The 15461-nt window shown below is 71.6% G+C and carries 11 protein-coding genes and 1 pseudogene; 9 read left to right on the plus strand and 3 right to left on the minus strand.

Annotation, left to right across the window (positions count from 1 at the left end):
- The first annotated feature begins 63 nt into the window (after positions 1-63).
- On the plus strand, positions 64-1743 hold the full coding sequence (locus tag ACSMXX_RS25950; RefSeq protein ID WP_473181101.1) for a lytic murein transglycosylase: 1680 nt from the start codon (positions 64-66) through the stop codon (positions 1741-1743).
- Positions 1744-1787: 44 nt separating this feature from the next.
- On the opposite strand, the pseudogene ACSMXX_RS25955 reads toward ACSMXX_RS25950, so the two are convergent.
- Positions 1788-2645 (minus strand): annotated as a pseudogene (locus ACSMXX_RS25955) (class I SAM-dependent methyltransferase).
- A 352-nt stretch (positions 2646-2997) separates the two neighbouring features.
- On the opposite strand from ACSMXX_RS25955, the gene rpsA reads away from it, so the two are divergent.
- From rpsA to ACSMXX_RS25980, 5 genes are all read left to right on the plus strand, one after another.
- Positions 2998-4539: a 30S ribosomal protein S1 gene (rpsA, locus tag ACSMXX_RS25960; RefSeq protein ID WP_473181102.1), complete on the plus strand. Its 1542-nt coding sequence runs from the start codon at positions 2998-3000 to the stop codon at positions 4537-4539.
- A gap of 243 nt (positions 4540-4782) precedes the next feature.
- Entirely contained in the window at positions 4783-5763 is a 981-nt protein-coding gene (locus tag ACSMXX_RS25965) for a proteasome assembly chaperone family protein (RefSeq protein ID WP_473181103.1), read from the plus strand.
- Between the two features lie 115 nt (positions 5764-5878).
- Entirely contained in the window at positions 5879-6481 is a 603-nt protein-coding gene (gene coaE / locus ACSMXX_RS25970; protein ID WP_473181104.1) for a dephospho-CoA kinase, read from the plus strand.
- A gap of 170 nt (positions 6482-6651) precedes the next feature.
- Complete coding sequence (locus tag ACSMXX_RS25975) at positions 6652-7026, plus strand: tetratricopeptide repeat protein (RefSeq protein ID WP_107374435.1); 375 nt, start codon at positions 6652-6654, stop codon at positions 7024-7026.
- 123 nt (positions 7027-7149) lie between these two features.
- Positions 7150-7749: a hypothetical protein gene (locus tag ACSMXX_RS25980; protein ID WP_473181105.1), complete on the plus strand. Its 600-nt coding sequence runs from the start codon at positions 7150-7152 to the stop codon at positions 7747-7749.
- A 67-nt stretch (positions 7750-7816) separates the two neighbouring features.
- Here the strand turns inward: ACSMXX_RS25980 and ACSMXX_RS25985 are convergent, their stop codons facing one another.
- The gene (locus tag ACSMXX_RS25985; protein ID WP_473181106.1) at positions 7817-8503 is read right to left on the minus strand and encodes a DinB family protein; all 687 of its coding nucleotides are present in this window, start codon (positions 8501-8503) and stop codon (positions 7817-7819) included.
- 184 nt (positions 8504-8687) lie between these two features.
- On the opposite strand from ACSMXX_RS25985, the gene ACSMXX_RS25990 reads away from it, so the two are divergent.
- The 3 genes from ACSMXX_RS25990 (at position 8688) to ACSMXX_RS26000 (ending at position 13606) form a co-directional block, all read left to right on the plus strand.
- Positions 8688-11606, plus strand: a complete 2919-nt coding sequence (locus ACSMXX_RS25990) for a DEAD/DEAH box helicase (protein ID WP_473181107.1) — start codon at positions 8688-8690, stop codon at positions 11604-11606.
- Positions 11607-11814: 208 nt separating this feature from the next.
- Positions 11815-13134: an SWIM zinc finger family protein gene (locus tag ACSMXX_RS25995; protein ID WP_473181108.1), complete on the plus strand. Its 1320-nt coding sequence runs from the start codon at positions 11815-11817 to the stop codon at positions 13132-13134.
- Positions 13135-13222: 88 nt separating this feature from the next.
- Positions 13223-13606, plus strand: a complete 384-nt coding sequence (locus ACSMXX_RS26000; protein ID WP_473181109.1) for a hypothetical protein — start codon at positions 13223-13225, stop codon at positions 13604-13606.
- Between the two features lie 159 nt (positions 13607-13765).
- Here ACSMXX_RS26000 and ACSMXX_RS26005 read toward each other — a convergent pair whose 3' ends face one another.
- Positions 13766-15379 (minus strand): alpha/beta hydrolase, encoded by a 1614-nt coding sequence (locus ACSMXX_RS26005; protein ID WP_473181110.1) that lies wholly within the window; start codon positions 15377-15379, stop codon positions 13766-13768.
- Positions 15380-15461: the final 82 nt, after the last annotated feature.

Consider the following 15461-nt stretch of genomic DNA (forward strand, 5'->3'; position numbering starts at 1 on the left):
CCGCACCGGTCGGAATGCCCCGACCCGCAGACGCGGCCCGGCACTTGTCGTAGTGTCACCGTGTTGACGACCGCAGGGCAGAAGCAGGGGGTCCGGCACATGGTGCGGTATCGCGGGATTCGCGGCGGCGGCAGGAAGATCCGCCGTGGAGTGGCGGGCACGGCCATCGCCGCCGCGACGATGGCGGCGCTGACCGCTTCGCAGGCACCTGGCGCGGAGGTGGATCACCGCGCCGACGGGCCCGGCAAGGAGCGCCCGGACGACGCCCAGCCCGACCGTTCGCCGGGTGACGACTCGTACCACACCGAACTGCCGCCTCTCGAATCCCCCGCCCCGCCCCGCAGTTCGGTTGACACGCCATCCGAGTCCGGCATCCCGGCGTCGGTGCTCGCCGCGTACAAGAAGGCCGCGCGCTCGCAGAACGCCTCCGACCCCGCCTGCGGGCTGCGCTGGGAACTGCTCGCCGCGATCGGCAAGGTCGAGTCCGGTCAGGCACGCGGTGGGGCCGTCGACAAGGCGGGCACCACCCTGAAGCCGATCCTGGGCCCCGTGCTGAACGGCTCAGGCTTCGCCCGTATCACCGACACCGACGGCGGGCGGCTCGACGGCGACAAGCGCTTCGACCGCGCCGTGGGACCCATGCAGTTCATACCCTCCACGTGGTCGCGCTGGTCCGCCGACGGCAACGGCGACGGCACCCGCGACCCGGGCAACATCCACGACGCCGCAATGGCCGCGGCCGGGTATCTCTGCGCGGGCGAACGGGACTTGAGCACCAAGGCCGGCCTGGACCGCGCGATCCTCAGCTACAACAACTCCCAGGACTACCTGCGTACGGTGCTGGCCTGGTACGAGTTCTACCGCAAGGGCGCACACCAGGTCCCCGACGGCGCTGGGGCCCTGCCCGACTCACCCGGCGCGGGCGTCTCGGACGGGCCCGGCAAGGGCAAGGGCTCGCAGGACGGCGGCTCCGGAGCCGGCAAGCCCGGCAAGGGCGACGGCGGCGAGGGAGACGGCGACGGCAACGGGGACGGCGGGCCCGGCGGTGGCGACGAGACGCCGGCCCCCGGTACCGCGACGGCCCTGAAGCCGGTCCTCGCCGGTGAGTTGAAGGGCTACACGGGCGGGAACATCGAGAACCGTCCCCGCGTACGTGCCGTCGACAAGTCCGGCAAGGCCGTCGACGGCATCCGCGTCAAGTACACGATCAAGGGCGCGACGGGAGCCCGGTTCCCCGCCGGCAAGAAAGAGGCCACCGCCACCACCGGCGCCGACGGCCACGCCACCGCTCCCGTCATCGGCGCGGGCAAGCAGGCAGGCAAGTTCACCGTCACCGCCACAGCACTCGGACGGGATCTGCCCACGGTCACCATGGGCGCCACCGTCACCCCCAAGTACACCTTCGCTCGCGACCCCGAGGGCCCCCTGAAGGCCCCGGCCGACTCGAAGTTCACCGACATCGAGGTCAAGCTCGAACACCGGAAGGGAGCCGCCGGGGGCGTGCCCGTGACCGCCACGATGGTCACCGAGGACGGCAAGGAGAACACCAAGGGCCCCTACTTCAAGGACCTTTTCGGCAACGAGGTCCGCTCCCGCACGGAGTCCACGGGCATCCTGGGCGACAGCGGCGTACTCAAACTCCCGACCGTCCACACCGACGGCCACACCGGGACCTTCACCCTCCGCCTCACCACCGCCGACGGCTCCACGTACGACATGGAGCTGACGGTCACCAAGAAATGACCGCGGCCCGGCCGCCGTTCACCATGCCCAGCCGTTCACCGTGCTCAGTCGCGCTCGCACACGAAGATCGCCGTCCCGGGGATCAGCCGCCCCCGCAGCGGTGACCATCCGCCCCACTCCTGGGTGTTCCAGTCCGGCCACTCCGGTTCGACGACGTCCAGCAGCCGGAACCCCGCGCTCACCACGTCCCGCACCCGGTCACCCATCGTGCGGTGGTGCTCGACGTAGACCGCGTGGCCCCGCGCGTCCTCCTCGACGTACGGCGTCCGGTCGAAGTAGGAGCTGAGCACCGTCAGCCCTTCCGGGCCCGGCTCGTCCGGCAGCGCCCAGCGCAGCGGGTGCGTGACGGAGAAGACCCAGCGACCGCCCGGTTTCAGCACCCGCCGCACCTCCCGCAGCACGCGCACCGGATCGGCGACGAAGGGCAGAGCACCGAAGGCCGAGCAAGCCGAGTCGAAGGCGCCGCCGGCAAACGGCAGCGCCCCCGCGTCCGCCTCCACCAGGGGGAAGCCGGGGCGGCCGCCCCGGCCGTCGCCGATGCGCAGCGCATGCTGGAGCTGCCGGTGGGAGAGGTCCAGCGCGACGGGACGGGCACCCTGCGCCGCCAGTCAGCGCGAACACTGCGCGGCGCCGGCGCCGACCTCCAGCACGCGCCGGCCGCGCAGTTCCGCGGCCGGCCCGAGCAGCCGGGCCTTCGCCTCATCGAGTCCCTCCGGGCACCACACGAAACGGTCGTCGCCGAGGAAGGCGCCGTGGTCGTCCTGGTACTCGTCGGCGTTGCGGTCCCACCAGCCGCGGTTGGCCCTGCTGCTCTCGGTGCCTCCGGCGTGCCTCCGCACGGCCTCCGGCTCCGGCCCTTCCGTCGTGCTGCCGCTGCCGCTGCCGCCGTCGTCTTGGATCATCTGGCCCGCCGTCGTACTCTCGCGTCCGTCACTTGTCGCCGTGGGCGCTGCGGGGACGCCGTTCAGTGCCTGGACGGGTGCACGCGGTCACGGGTGCGCCGGTTATGGGACGTTCCACCCCAGCTGTGCTCTTTCGCGCATTGACCATGCCCAGCGGCCCCCGTATGCTACAAGTTGCGCTGCGGGCCTGCGTGCCTCGGACGGAGCAGGCCGCGCTCGCATCAGTGGTGTATCCCCTCGGGTTTGTGGCTCTCAAGGCTGTGTCCGGCTGGCTTGCATGCGCGGTGCGATAACGGGCTCTCGGCGTAGCAGAACCTACGACTTCATGTCCGTACCGGAGACCCTTTCACACATGACGAGCAGCACCGAGACCACCGCCACCACTCCGCAGGTTGCGGTAAACGACATCGGTTCCGAGGAAGCCTTCCTCGCCGCGATCGACGAGACGATCAAGTACTTCAACGACGGCGACATCGTCGACGGCGTCATCGTGAAGGTCGACCGGGACGAGGTCCTGCTCGACATCGGTTACAAGACCGAAGGCGTCATCCCGTCCCGCGAACTGTCGATCAAGCACGACGTCGACCCCAACGAGGTCGTCGCCGTCGGTGACGAGATCGAAGCCCTCGTTCTCCAGAAGGAGGACAAGGAGGGGCGCCTGATCCTCTCGAAGAAGCGCGCTCAGTACGAGCGTGCCTGGGGCACCATCGAGAAGATCAAGGAAGAAGACGGGATCGTCACCGGCACCGTCATCGAGGTCGTCAAGGGCGGCCTCATCCTCGACATCGGCCTGCGGGGCTTCCTGCCGGCCTCCCTGGTCGAGATGCGCCGTGTCCGCGACCTGCAGCCGTACGTCGGCAAGGAGCTCGAAGCCAAGATCATCGAGCTCGACAAGAACCGCAACAACGTGGTTCTCTCCCGCCGTGCCTGGCTGGAGCAGACGCAGAGCGAGGTCCGCCAGACCTTCCTCACCACCCTGCAGAAGGGCCAGGTGCGCTCGGGCGTCGTCTCCTCCATCGTCAACTTCGGCGCCTTCGTCGACCTGGGCGGTGTGGACGGTCTGGTGCACGTCTCCGAGCTGTCCTGGAAGCACATCGACCACCCGTCCGAGGTCGTCGAGGTCGGCCAGGAGGTCACGGTCGAGGTCCTCGACGTCGACATGGACCGCGAGCGCGTCTCCCTGTCGCTGAAGGCGACGCAGGAAGACCCGTGGCAGCAGTTCGCCCGTACGCACCAGATCGGTCAGGTCGTGCCCGGCAAGGTCACGAAGCTCGTGCCGTTCGGCGCGTTCGTCCGCGTGGACGAGGGCATCGAGGGTCTGGTCCACATCTCCGAGCTGGCCGAGCGCCACGTGGAGATCCCGGAGCAGGTCGTCCAGGTGAACGACGAGATCTTCGTCAAGGTCATCGACATCGACCTGGAGCGCCGCCGCATCAGCCTCTCGCTGAAGCAGGCCAACGAGTCCTTCGGTGCCGACCCGACCACGGTCGACTTCGACCCGACGCTCTACGGCATGGCCGCGTCGTACGACGACCAGGGCAACTACATCTACCCCGAGGGCTTCGACCCCGAGGCCAACGACTGGCTGGAGGGTTACGAGAAGCAGCGCGAGGAGTGGGAGCGCCAGTACGCCGAGGCGCAGCAGCGCTTCGAGCAGCACCAGGCGCAGGTCATCAAGTCCCGCGAGGCCGACGAGCAGGCGGCGGCCGAGGGTGCCGGCGCCGGCGGCGGCAGCGCCCAGCCGCAGCAGGGCGGCAACGGCGGCGGCGGTGGCCAGGCCGGCGCCTCCGGCGGCGGCTCGTACTCCTCGGAGTCGAACGACGACTCCGGTGCCCTCGCCTCGGACGAGGCGCTGGCGGCGCTGCGCGAGAAGCTCGCCGGCGGCCAGAGCTGAAGCGCCGAAGCTGAGAGTCCGCCGCTGAGCGGCGGCTGCAGCTGACAGCACAGAGAGTGGGGCCTGCTCCTTCGCGGAGCGGGCCCCACTTCGCTGTCCGTGCGTCCGTGCCCATGCCCGCGTCCGTGCCTGCGCCCGTGCGTGGCCTGCCGCAGGAATGCCGGCGGCTCACGCACCGTTGTGCAGTGTGAACGCGACTAGTTAGGGGCGCCAGCAGTGCTTGAACCGCACAGTGGGCAGAGCGTGTACACGTGGGACGAGAGCGGACTCGAAGCGGTCGACGCCGTCATCGGCGGGCCCGACGGCGCGGGCCTGGTGATGCTGTATCACTTCGAGGGCTACATGGACGCCGGCGAGGCAGGAGAGCAGATCGTCGAGCGTGTGAAGGACAGCCAGCCCTGCGTCACCGTCGCGCGTTTCGACGCCGACCGGCTGGTCGACTACCGTGCGCGCCGCCCCACGATGACCTTCCGCAGCGACCGCTGGGTCTCCTATGAGACGCCCCGGCTGGAGCTCGGCCTCGTACGCGACGCGACAGGTGTGCCGTTCCTGCTGCTGTCCGGGCCGGAACCGGACGTGCAGTGGGAAGCCTTCACCGCGGCCGTCCGTGAGATCACCGAACGCCTGGGCGTGCGCATGTCCGTCAACTTCCACGGCATCCCGATGGGCGTTCCCCACACCCGTCCCGTGGGCCTCACACCGCACGGCACGCGTACGGATCTCGTACCGGGCCACGGCGCTCTCTTCGAGGAGGCCGAGGTCCCGGGCAGCGCCGCCGGCCTGATCGAGCTGCGGCTCGCCGAGTCCGGGCACGACGTGCTCGGCGTCGTCGCGCACGTGCCGCACTACGTCGCCCGGTCGGCGTACCCGGACGCCGCGCTCGTCATCGTCGAAGCCATCACCTCCGCGACGGGGCTGGTGCTGCCCGACGTAGCGCACGCCCTGCGGAACGAGGCGCTCAAGACCCAGAACGAGATCGAACGGCAGCTCGCCGAGGGAGACGAGGACCTCGTGGCCGTCGTACGGGGGCTCGAGCAGCAGTACGATGCGCTCGCCGGCGCCGAGACGCGGGGAAACCTGGTGGCCGAACCCAGCGAACTGCCCTCAGCGGACGAGCTCGGCGCGGTCTTCGAACGTTTCCTCGCCGAGCGTGAGGACGAGGGCGGCGAGAGCAGCAGCGGAGGCGGCGCCGACGGAGGCACCGGCGGGGACAGCGCGGGCTGACCGACTGGGCTGACCCGGCGGAGCGGCACGACAGCCCTTGAGCGGGCCCGGCGCAGTGAGCGTGCGGACCGGCCTGGGCGTGGCCGGATTCCGTGCACCGTATAGCGTTGCCGGCATGCTGAAGGTGGGACTGACGGGCGGAATCGGCGCCGGAAAGAGCGAGGTCTCGCGGCTGCTGGACGAGCACGGTGCCGTGATCGTCGACGCGGACAAGATCGCCCGGGAGGTGGTGGAGCCCGGCACGCCGGGGCTGGCCGCCGTCGTCGCCGAGTTCGGGGAGGAGATCCTCGCACCGGACGGCAGCCTGGACCGGCCCGGGCTCGGGGCTGTCGTCTTCGCCGACACGGAGAGGCTTGCCGCGCTCAACGCGATCGTCCACCCGCTCGTGGGCGAGCGTTCCGCCGAGCTGGAGCGTCAGGCGGAAGAGGCGGACAGCGGCGGAGTGATCGTCCACGACGTGCCCCTACTCACCGAGAACGGGCTCGGGCCGCTCTACGACCTGGTCCTCGTCGTCGACGCATCCCCGAAGACGCAGCTCGACCGGCTCGTGCGGCTGCGCGGCATGACCGAGGGGGAAGCCGCATCCCGCATGGCGGCGCAGGCGACACGCGAGGAGAGGCTGGCGCTGGCCGACATCGTGATCGGCAACGACGGCCCGCTGGAGGGGCTCCAGGCACGGGTGAGCGAGGTGTGGGAGGAGCTGCGCCGACGGGCGTAGGGCCGGGCCGCTCGCCGGAGCGGCACGGCGTCCGCCGTAGCCCGGTGCGTAGTCCGCTCCGGTGGGAGCGGAGTGCCACCGGTTGCGACTGGGAATAGCTACAGGGGATGAGGCGTTCTGGCGCCAGTGCACCGCAACTGTCACACCGGTACCGGTGAGGAGGCCGCCACGTGTCCGAGGCCACCCCTGAGACCCTGGTCATCGAGTTCCGCGCCGCCGAGCAGCTGCTCAACGCGCACGACCCGCGTGGCGCGTTGAAGCTGCTCGACACGGTCATCGCGGCGCACCCGGAGAACACGGCAGCGCGGCTGCTGCGCGCTCGCGCATTCTTTCTGGGCGCACAACTGCGTCCGGCGGAAATGGAGTTCCAGACCGTCCTGGAGCGCGAGCCGGACAACGCGTTCGCCCATTTCGCACTCGCGCGTACGCTGCAGCGCGCCGACCGCAAGGACGAGGCGCGGCGGCACTTCCGGCTGGCCGCGGCCCTGGATCCGCGGCCCGACTTCGTCGAGGCCGCGGCCTTCGACCCTCCGCGCTCGTCCTGAGAGCCGCCCGCTAGGGTGTTGCGCCGCGCGGCGTGCTGCACCGCCGTGCGGCAGCACCAGCGGCAGCGGCGGTGACAGGGGGAGAGCATGGCGGGCGCGGGGGGACGGGGAATCTTCAGCAGCTTGGGCGGAGGGGGAGGACAGTCCGGCCTGAGTCCCGAACTGGGTCTGACGAGCCCGTACGCGGCACTTCCCGGTCCGAGCTGGAAGGGCAGAGCACTGGGTGCGCTGTTCTTCCTCGGCGCCCTGGTCTGTGTGTGCTTCGCCGTCTACAACGGTGCGCATGCCGCGGGCATGGCCGGACGGCAGGGAACCATCACCGTCGAGGCCTGCCGGGTCGAGCAGGGAACCCGCAACTCCAGTGACACCACGGTCTGTTCAGGCATCTTCCGTCCCGAGGACGGATCACGGGCCGTGCACGGCGCCGAGGTGAGGCGGGAGCTGCGGCAGGGCGAGGAAATCGAGGTCCAGCAGTCGGGGAACGGTTTTGTGCCCGTGGGATTCCGTGAGATCTGGCGCTGGAACGGGCTCTTCTTCTTCGGGTGGATCGTCGCCGCTCTGGGCGTGCCCTTCGCCGCGACCGGCATCTTCCCCAGCAGGCAGCAGGCGTTCGCCGTCGGGGCACGCGTCAGCGGCACGCGGGCAGCGGTGGTGATGAAGTACCTGTACATCGGGGGCGGCGGTGGAATCGCGGTGTGCCTCTACATGATGTGGGTGCTCTGAGGGCCGCGCGCGTACGGGCGGGTCGCGGCGCCAAGGGCGCCCGAGTACGGGGGCGATGGGCGGCGCCTCAGCCTGCGGCGGGAGCGGGGTACTCCTGCCGGGCGACCTCGCCGTACCAGCGCCACTCTGTCCGGCGTGGGTGTCCGGGGAGCTCCGTACGGCCCGTGGCCCAGAGCAGGGCCTGCCAGGGCGCGGCGTCCACCCGTACACCGGGGAAGAGACGCGCGAGCACTCGCCGGCACAGGTCTTCCGGCGGCTCCCAGGGGATGCCGATGCCCTGAGCGACGTCGTACACGTGGACCAGCGTCTCCACGATGCCCATGGCGGCGAAACCCGCGGAGTCGGAGACGCCGTAGGGATGCCAGGCGCGCAGCTCCGTCGGTGCCGTGCGCACCATGGCCGTCAGCAGCGAGCCACAGGCCTCCAGGACCCGCAGCAGCCCAGCTGGGCCGGCGGCGCGGTCCGCGAAGACCACGTTGGCGGGGCCGTCCGGTTGCCGGCGCGTGTAACCGAAAGGGATGCCGTCCGTCAACGGAGGGTTGTCCGGGGTGAGTTGGGCGGCATAGCCGAACAGGTCGTCGTTGAGATGCTCGACGGTCTCCCAGCAGTCCCAATCCAGCGAACCCGCTTTGACGCTCCAGTCCGCCTCCGTTCCCGCGCTGAGGGCGGCGACGGCGAGCCGTACAGCTGTGCGCACATCGTCGGCGGTCACGGTCATCACGGAGGCGGGATCTGCCGCTTCGTTGTCGGGCATGGCGTGAACGTACCAACCCCGCAGGTGTCCGCGCGCGACGGTTTCCGGACGGTCATCGCTGGTCGGAAAAGTGTGCGGGCGCTGTCAGTGGTGCGCCGTAGACTCAGGCGCGTTCGAGTGGGGACCGTGCGTCACAGGGGAGCGCACGGTCCGCACGGCACGAGAAGCGGAAGCGGTGGCGCGGATGGCAGTGCCCCCGGGGGGCGGGCTCGCGCGGTGCGCGGCGGTCTTTCTGCCGGGGGAGCCGCCGGGTCCCTCCCGCAGCGGCAGGGTCGCCTTCTGGCGTCCGGACGGCGGGGCGCTGCCGGAGCCGGGTGACGCCGGCGTCCGCGGTGCGGAGCCGCTGACGCTGAGCGTCGCGCGGCGGCACGGCAAGGGCGCCAGGTCCCGTGCGGCCGCGGCGCTGAGCGTGGGCGTGGCCGAGGCGCTTCCTGTGCTGGTCCGTGCGCGGCAGGAACCGGGAGCCCATCCGGCCGCCGCGTGCTGGGGAGCGGCCGCGCTGCACGCACTGCATCTCGTGGCGCGGGGCCGTTTGGTGCCCGGCGTCGGCATCGGGGACACCGACGCCTGGCGGGCCGGGCCGCTCGACGCCCAGGACGTCGCCCAGGTGCGGGCGATCGCCGCCGCCATGCCGGCCGAGGCGCACGCGGTGCCCGTGCCGGGCAGCGGCAGCCCGCTGCTGCTGCCCGCTCCCGAGAGCCTGCTGCGGTCCTTCCTCGACGCCGTGGCCGACACGCTGCCGCGTACGCCGGCGGCACCGTACGCGGTCGGTGCGCCCTTCGCCGCACAGGCGCCGCAGCGGCTGCCGGGGGCGGCGCGCGAATGGGCGGCCGAGGTCGCGGCAGAAATGGCCACGGGTGTGCGGATCTCGCTGCGCCTCGACCTCTCCGCCCACGATCTGTTCGACGCGGGGCCCGAGGAGGAGGGCTCCGGCGCCGGCTCCGCGGCAAGGGGCCGCGGCGGGCAGCTCCGCAGGGGCTCGGCGGCCGTCGTACAGGTGCACAGCCTCGCCGACCCCGTGCTCGTCGCGGACGCGGCCCAAATGTGGGCCGGGGCTGACCACTTCGGCCCCCGCGCCCGCATCGACACCCTGCTCGCGCTGCGCCGCGCCGCCCGGGTGTGGCCGCCGCTCGGGCGGCTTCTGGAGCGTCCCGTCCCGGACGTACTGCCGCTCGCGGATGACGAGTTGAGCGACCTGCTCGGCAGGGCGGCGACCCGGCTGGCCGCCGCCGGTGTCGCCGTGCACTGGCCGCGCGAGGTGGCAAGGGAGTTGACCGCGACGGCCGTGATCCGGCCCGCCCCGGGCTCGGCGTCGGACGGCTTCGGCTTCTTCGAGGCGGACGAACTCCTCCAGTTCAGCTGGCAGTTGGCCCTGGGCGACGAACCGCTGACCGAGGCCGAGATGGACGCGCTGGCGGAAGCCCACCGGCCCGTCGTGCGGCTGCGCGGCCAGTGGGTGCTGGTCGATCCCGGGCTCGTACGCAAGGCCCGCAAGCGCAACCTTGGTCTGCTGGAGCCGGCCGACGCCCTGGCGGCCGTGCTCACCGGCACCGCGGAGGCCGACGGGGAGACCGTGGAGGCCGTGCCGGTCGGGGCGCTGGCCGGGCTGCGGGCACGACTGACCGCCGAACTCCCGCCGCTCGCCCAGCCGGACGGGCTGCACGCCACACTCCGCGACTACCAGCTTCGCGGTCTGGCCTGGCTCGAGACGATGACGTCGCTCGGCCTGGGCGGCTGCCTCGCCGACGACATGGGGCTGGGCAAGACCGTCACGCTGATCGCGCTCCATCTGCACCGCGCGCAGGCCGGTTCGCGGGAGCCGACCCTCGTCGTCTGCCCCGCTTCGCTGCTGGGCAACTGGCAGCGCGAGATCGAACGCTTCGCGCCGGAAGTCCCCGTCTCCCGCTTCCACGGGCCCGCACGGAGCCTCCCGGGCGGCACGGAGCAAGGGGGAGCCGGCGGCTTCGTCCTCACCACCTACGGCACGGCGCGCTCCGCCGCTTCCCAACTGGCCGCCCACCGCTGGGGAATGGTCGTCGCCGACGAGGCGCAGCACATGAAGAACCCGCACTCCGCCACCGCGAGGGCGCTGCGCAGCCTGCCCGCTCCCGCACGCGTCGCCCTCACCGGCACACCCGTCGAGAACAACCTCTCCGAGCTGTGGGCGCTCCTCGACTGGACGACTCCGGGGCTGCTCGGCCCGCTGAAGTCCTTCCGCGCCCGGTACGCCCGCGCTGTGGAGGGCGGTGAGGACGAGCAGGCGACACAGCGGCTGGCCCGGCTGGTGAGGCCGTTCCTGCTGCGGCGCAGGAAGTCCGACCCCGGCATCGCGCCCGAACTGCCGCCGAAGACGGAGACGGACCACCCGGTCGGGCTCGTACGTGAACAGGCCGGGCTGTACGAGGCCGTCGTACGCGAGACCCTCGCCCGCATCGAGGCGGCCGAAGGCATGGCGCGCCGCGGTCTGGTGATGAAGCTGCTGACGGCGCTCAAGCAGATCTGCAACCACCCGGCGCAGTATCTGAAGGAGGCCGCCGCGGCGCCGGGCCGGGAGGGGAGCGCCGTGCTCGCGGGCCGTTCCGGGAAGCTGGAACTGCTGGACGAGCTGCTGGACGTCATCCTCGCGGAGGGCGCCGCGGTGCTGGTCTTCACGCAGTACGTGGCGATGGCGAGGCTCATCGAGCGCCATCTCCAACAGCGGGGCGTGCCGGTGCAGTTGCTGCACGGGGGCACTCCCGTCGCGCGGCGGGAGGAGATGGTGCACCGCTTCCAGGACGGTGAAGTGCCGGTGTTCCTGCTGTCGTTGAAGGCCGCGGGGACAGGACTCAATCTCACCCGCGCCGCGCATGTCATCCACTACGACCGCTGGTGGAACCCGGCCGTGGAGGAGCAGGCGACCGACCGGGCCTACCGCATCGGCCAGACGCAGCCTGTGCAGGTGCACCGCATCATCACCGAGGGGACGGTCGAGGAGCGGATCGCCCAGCTGCTGGACTCCAAGCGGGAGTTGGCCGACGCGGTGCTCGGCGGCGGTGAGGCCGCGCTGTCCGAACTGACCGACGCGGAGCTCGCCGACCTCGTCTCGCTGAGGAGGACGGCGTGAACGGGTGTACGGGCGTGAGCGGGTGTACGGCGTGAAACGGGAGGACTGCGTGAACGGGCGGCGGGGCATCCCGGCGGACCGGTCTCCGTCGGGCGGCGCCGCTGCGGACTCCGGCCCCGTGCCGGCCCGTGCGCGCAGCCTTCCACCTGCGCCTCCCCGCCCGGGCGCCCGGGGCCCCTTCGCGGAATCCTGGTGGGGCAACGCGTGGGTGCGGGCCCTGGAGGACTCCTCACTGGACGCCGGACGGCTCTCCCGGGGACGTATGTACGCGCGGGGCGGCCACGTCGGGACGATCACCGTCACGCCCGGCCGGATCGTCGCACCCGTGAGCGGCAGCCGCCCCCGCCCGTACCGCACGGTGATCCGCATGCGGGTGCTGACCGAGCGGGAACGGGACGCGTTCCTGGACGCGGTCTGCGCCCAACCGGCCCACATCGCCGCGCTGTTGGACAAGGACATGCCGCACGCGCTGGTGGACGCGGCGGATGCCGCAAGCGTACGGCTGCTGCCGGGGCCCGGCGAACTCGACCCGGCCTGCTCCTGCCCCGACAGCGGGCGCCCCTGCAAGCATGCGGCGGCCCTGTGCTATCAGACGGCTCGCTTCCTGGACGCGGACCCCTTCGTGCTGCTGCTTCTGCGCGGGCAGGACGAGGAGGAGCTGATCGACGAACTGGCCCGCCGCAACGCCAAGTTGAGCGCTCACGACGCGCACGCGCGCGCCTGGAACGGCGTGCGTGGCGTGGGCGGGGTGAGGGGCGTGAGCGAGGGGGAGGCGGGGGATTCGGCGCACGCCGGTGAAGGCGCCGGTGAAGCGGCCGGTGCCGCCGCCCGTAAGGCGGCCGGTGCCGCGGGCACCGGTGCCGGCACGGGCTCCCCGTACACCCCACCCGGCATCCCGGCCCGCGACGCGCTGGCCACGTCCGTACGTCCGCCGCTGCCCCCGCCCCTGGACCCGCCCCCCGAGCCCGGCGAACCGCCGTTGCTTCCCGGGCTTCCCGGCGCACCCGACCCCGCAGCCCTCACCTTCCTCGCCACCGACGCGGCACGGCGCGCCCATTCGGCCCTCACGGCCGGGCCCGCCGCCCTCGAACCGCTCCCGCCAGCGCACGACGCCGTCCGCCTCGCGGCCACTCACCCCCGACTCACCGGCCGTGGCACGTTCTCAGCCCTCTTCGCCCGGCTCGCGCGCGAGAGCGGGCACACCGCGCAGGACCTGGCCAGGGCCGCCGCGGCGTGGCGGCAGGGAGACGAGGGCCTGTCCGTCCTGGAGACCGCCTGGGATCCGCCGGCCGGTGGCTTCGACCGAGCACGAGGTGTGCTCGCCGCCGCCGGCCTGCCCCGCATGACGATCCAGCACAACCGCCTCACCGACCCCACCCGTACCTTCCAGCTCCGCTATGGCCGCGACGGCCGCTGGTACCCGTACCGCAGCGAACGCACCGGCGACGGCAGGACGCAGGAGTGGTGGCCCGAAGGTCCCGCGGACAGCGATCCGGTCGCGGCCCTGGCGGCCCTGACGGAGGGCTGAGAGCCGGCTGTGTGCGCCCGCCCTGTGCGGGCGTGAGGCGATACCATCAACTGCCGTGCGTCTGCGCGGACTTGCGAGGGGGAGCAGCATGGACACGGCTTCAGCGAGCGCGATCGCCGCGGCGGTCAGCGGGGCGGCGAGTTCCGTCGGTACGGAAGCGGGCAGGCACGCGTGGGAGTCGCTGCTCGCCCTGTGCCGCCGTGTCGGCGGGAGGCGTGCGGGAGACGAGATCGCGCTGCCCGACGACGCCGGCGACGAGGAACAGGTCCGCGTCCTGACCACCAGGGTGATCGAGGAGAGCGAACGGGACGAGGATTTCGCCGCCGGCCTGGAGTCCTGGGCCGCGCAGCACGGGTTCCCCGTCCGGATCGACAGTGGCTCCGTCCACAACGCCATCTCCGGCGACGCCCGCGTCAGCGGTCCCGTCATCCAGGGCCGCGACTTCTCCGGGCCGATCACCTTCGGCGGCTAGCGGGCCGATCCCCTTCGGCGGCTGGGGGTCTGTCTTTCCGGTCGTGATCCGCCCCGGGCGGCGGGGCTTCTGCCTCCGAGCCCGGGGCGTTCACGGATGAACCGGCCATGCCGGCCGGCCTGCCGACGGGCTCCCCGCCCGACGACAGGCCGCCGGACCTCAGCCCCGGTTTCCGAGCAGGCGGTGCAGCTCGCCGCCGCGGTCGGCGGTGCCCTCGGAGCCGTACGGTGCCGGAACGGCTGCCTTGGCGTCCTCGGGGCTCAGCGGCTCCGGCTCGGGCAGCGCCTCGCAGGTGGCCTCAGCCTCACCGCTGCCCTTGCCCTTCGGGACCTTGCCGGTCGCGAGGTAGTCGGCCAGGTGACCGTCGAGGCACTTGCTGCCGCTCAGGCTGATGCCGTGGTTGCCGCCTCCCTCTTCGACGACGAGGCTCGAACCGCGCAGCTTGCGGTGCATGTTGACGCCGCCCTCGTACGGGGTGGCCGCGTCGTCGGTGGCCTGGAAGAGCAGAAGCGGCGGGAGCTTCTTGTTCGAAACGTCCAGCGGCGTCTGGGACTTCACCGGCCAGAAGGCACAAGGAGCGTTGTACCAGGCGTTGTTCCATGTCATGAAGGGTGCCTTCTCGTACGCCTTCTCCATGTCATGATGCCAAGTGCCCCAGTCACGCGGCCAGGACGCGTCACGGCACTGCACCGAGGTGTAGATGGAGTAGCCGTTGTCGCCTTCCGCGTCCACGGCGCCCATCGCCTCGTACGCGTCGACGATCGGGGCGGTGTCCTTGTCCTTGACGAACGCGGCGAAGGCCGCGGCCAGATCGGGCCAGGAGCCGTTGAAGTAGCCGCCGGGGATGAAGGTGTCCTCGAGTTCGGAAGCGCCGACCTTGCCGCCCGCGGGCTTCTCCCGCACCGCGTCGCGCATCTTGTACCAGGCCTTCTCGACCGCGGCCGGGTCCTTGCCGAGCTTGTAGTCCGCGTCGTGCTTGGCGACCCACGCCATGAATGCCTTGTGGCGGGACTCGAAGGCGTGGTCCTGGGCGATGTTGGCGTCGTACCAGACGCCGTCGGGGTCGACCATGCTGTCCAGCACGGCGCGGCGTACGCGGTCCGGGTACAGCTTGGCGTAGACGGCTCCGAGATATGTGCCGTACGAGTAGCCGAAGTAGTTGATCTTCTTGGTGCCCAGCGCGGTGCGGATCCGCTCCATGTCCTTGACCGCGTTGATTGTGTTGATGTGGCGCAGCAGCTTGCCGTGCTTCTTGCCGCACGCCTCGGCGAAGCCCTTGGCGCGCTCGATGTTGGCCAGCTCGTCCTTCTTGCTCCGCGGCACGCTGTCGGGGCGCACCGGATCGAAGTAGCCGGGCTTGCAGTCGAGTGCGGGCTCACTCTTGCCGACTCCGCGAGGGTCGAAACCGATCACGTCGTACTGCGACGCGACCTTCTTCGGCAGCGACTTGGCGACGAAGCCCGCGAGAGTCAGCCCGCTGCCGCCGGGGCCGCCAGGGTTGACCAGCAGCGGTCCCTGGGACTTCTCGGCGGTGTGCTCCACGCGGGAGAGGGCGATGGTGATCTTCTTGCCGTCCGGCTTGCTGTGGTCCAGCGGCACTCGGACCTTGGAACACTGCAGGTCGGGGTAGTCCTCCGTGGCGCAGTCGGTCCACTTCAGTTTGCCGGCGCTGCCTGACGGGCCGGCGGCATCAGTGGATCCGGCGTTCGCCGCGACCGGTATGGCCGTGATCAGTCCGGCCAGCACGACCGCGGCGCCGCCGTACACGGCCATGACGCGTCTTCTTCTTTTCATCCGAGCTCCAGTGGGAGAGTCAAGGCCGCACCTCGCGGCCATACCGCATCGTGCAGCACTC

Source organism: Streptomyces sp. DSM 116795, from assembly GCF_055792905.1.

Coding starts and splice junctions, on each gene's coding strand:
- rpsA (WP_473181102.1), top strand. CDS start 2,998: ATGACGAGCAGCACCGAGACCACCGCCACCACTCCGCAGGTTGCGGTA.
- coaE (WP_473181104.1), top strand. CDS start 5,879: ATGCTGAAGGTGGGACTGACGGGCGGAATCGGCGCCGGAAAGAGCGAG.
- ACSMXX_RS25985 (WP_473181106.1), bottom strand. CDS start 8,503: ATGCCCGACAACGAAGCGGCAGATCCCGCCTCCGTGATGACCGTGACC.
- ACSMXX_RS25990 (WP_473181107.1), top strand. CDS start 8,688: ATGGCAGTGCCCCCGGGGGGCGGGCTCGCGCGGTGCGCGGCGGTCTTT.
- ACSMXX_RS26000 (WP_473181109.1), top strand. CDS start 13,223: ATGGACACGGCTTCAGCGAGCGCGATCGCCGCGGCGGTCAGCGGGGCG.
- ACSMXX_RS26005 (WP_473181110.1), bottom strand. CDS start 15,379: ATGGCCGTGTACGGCGGCGCCGCGGTCGTGCTGGCCGGACTGATCACG.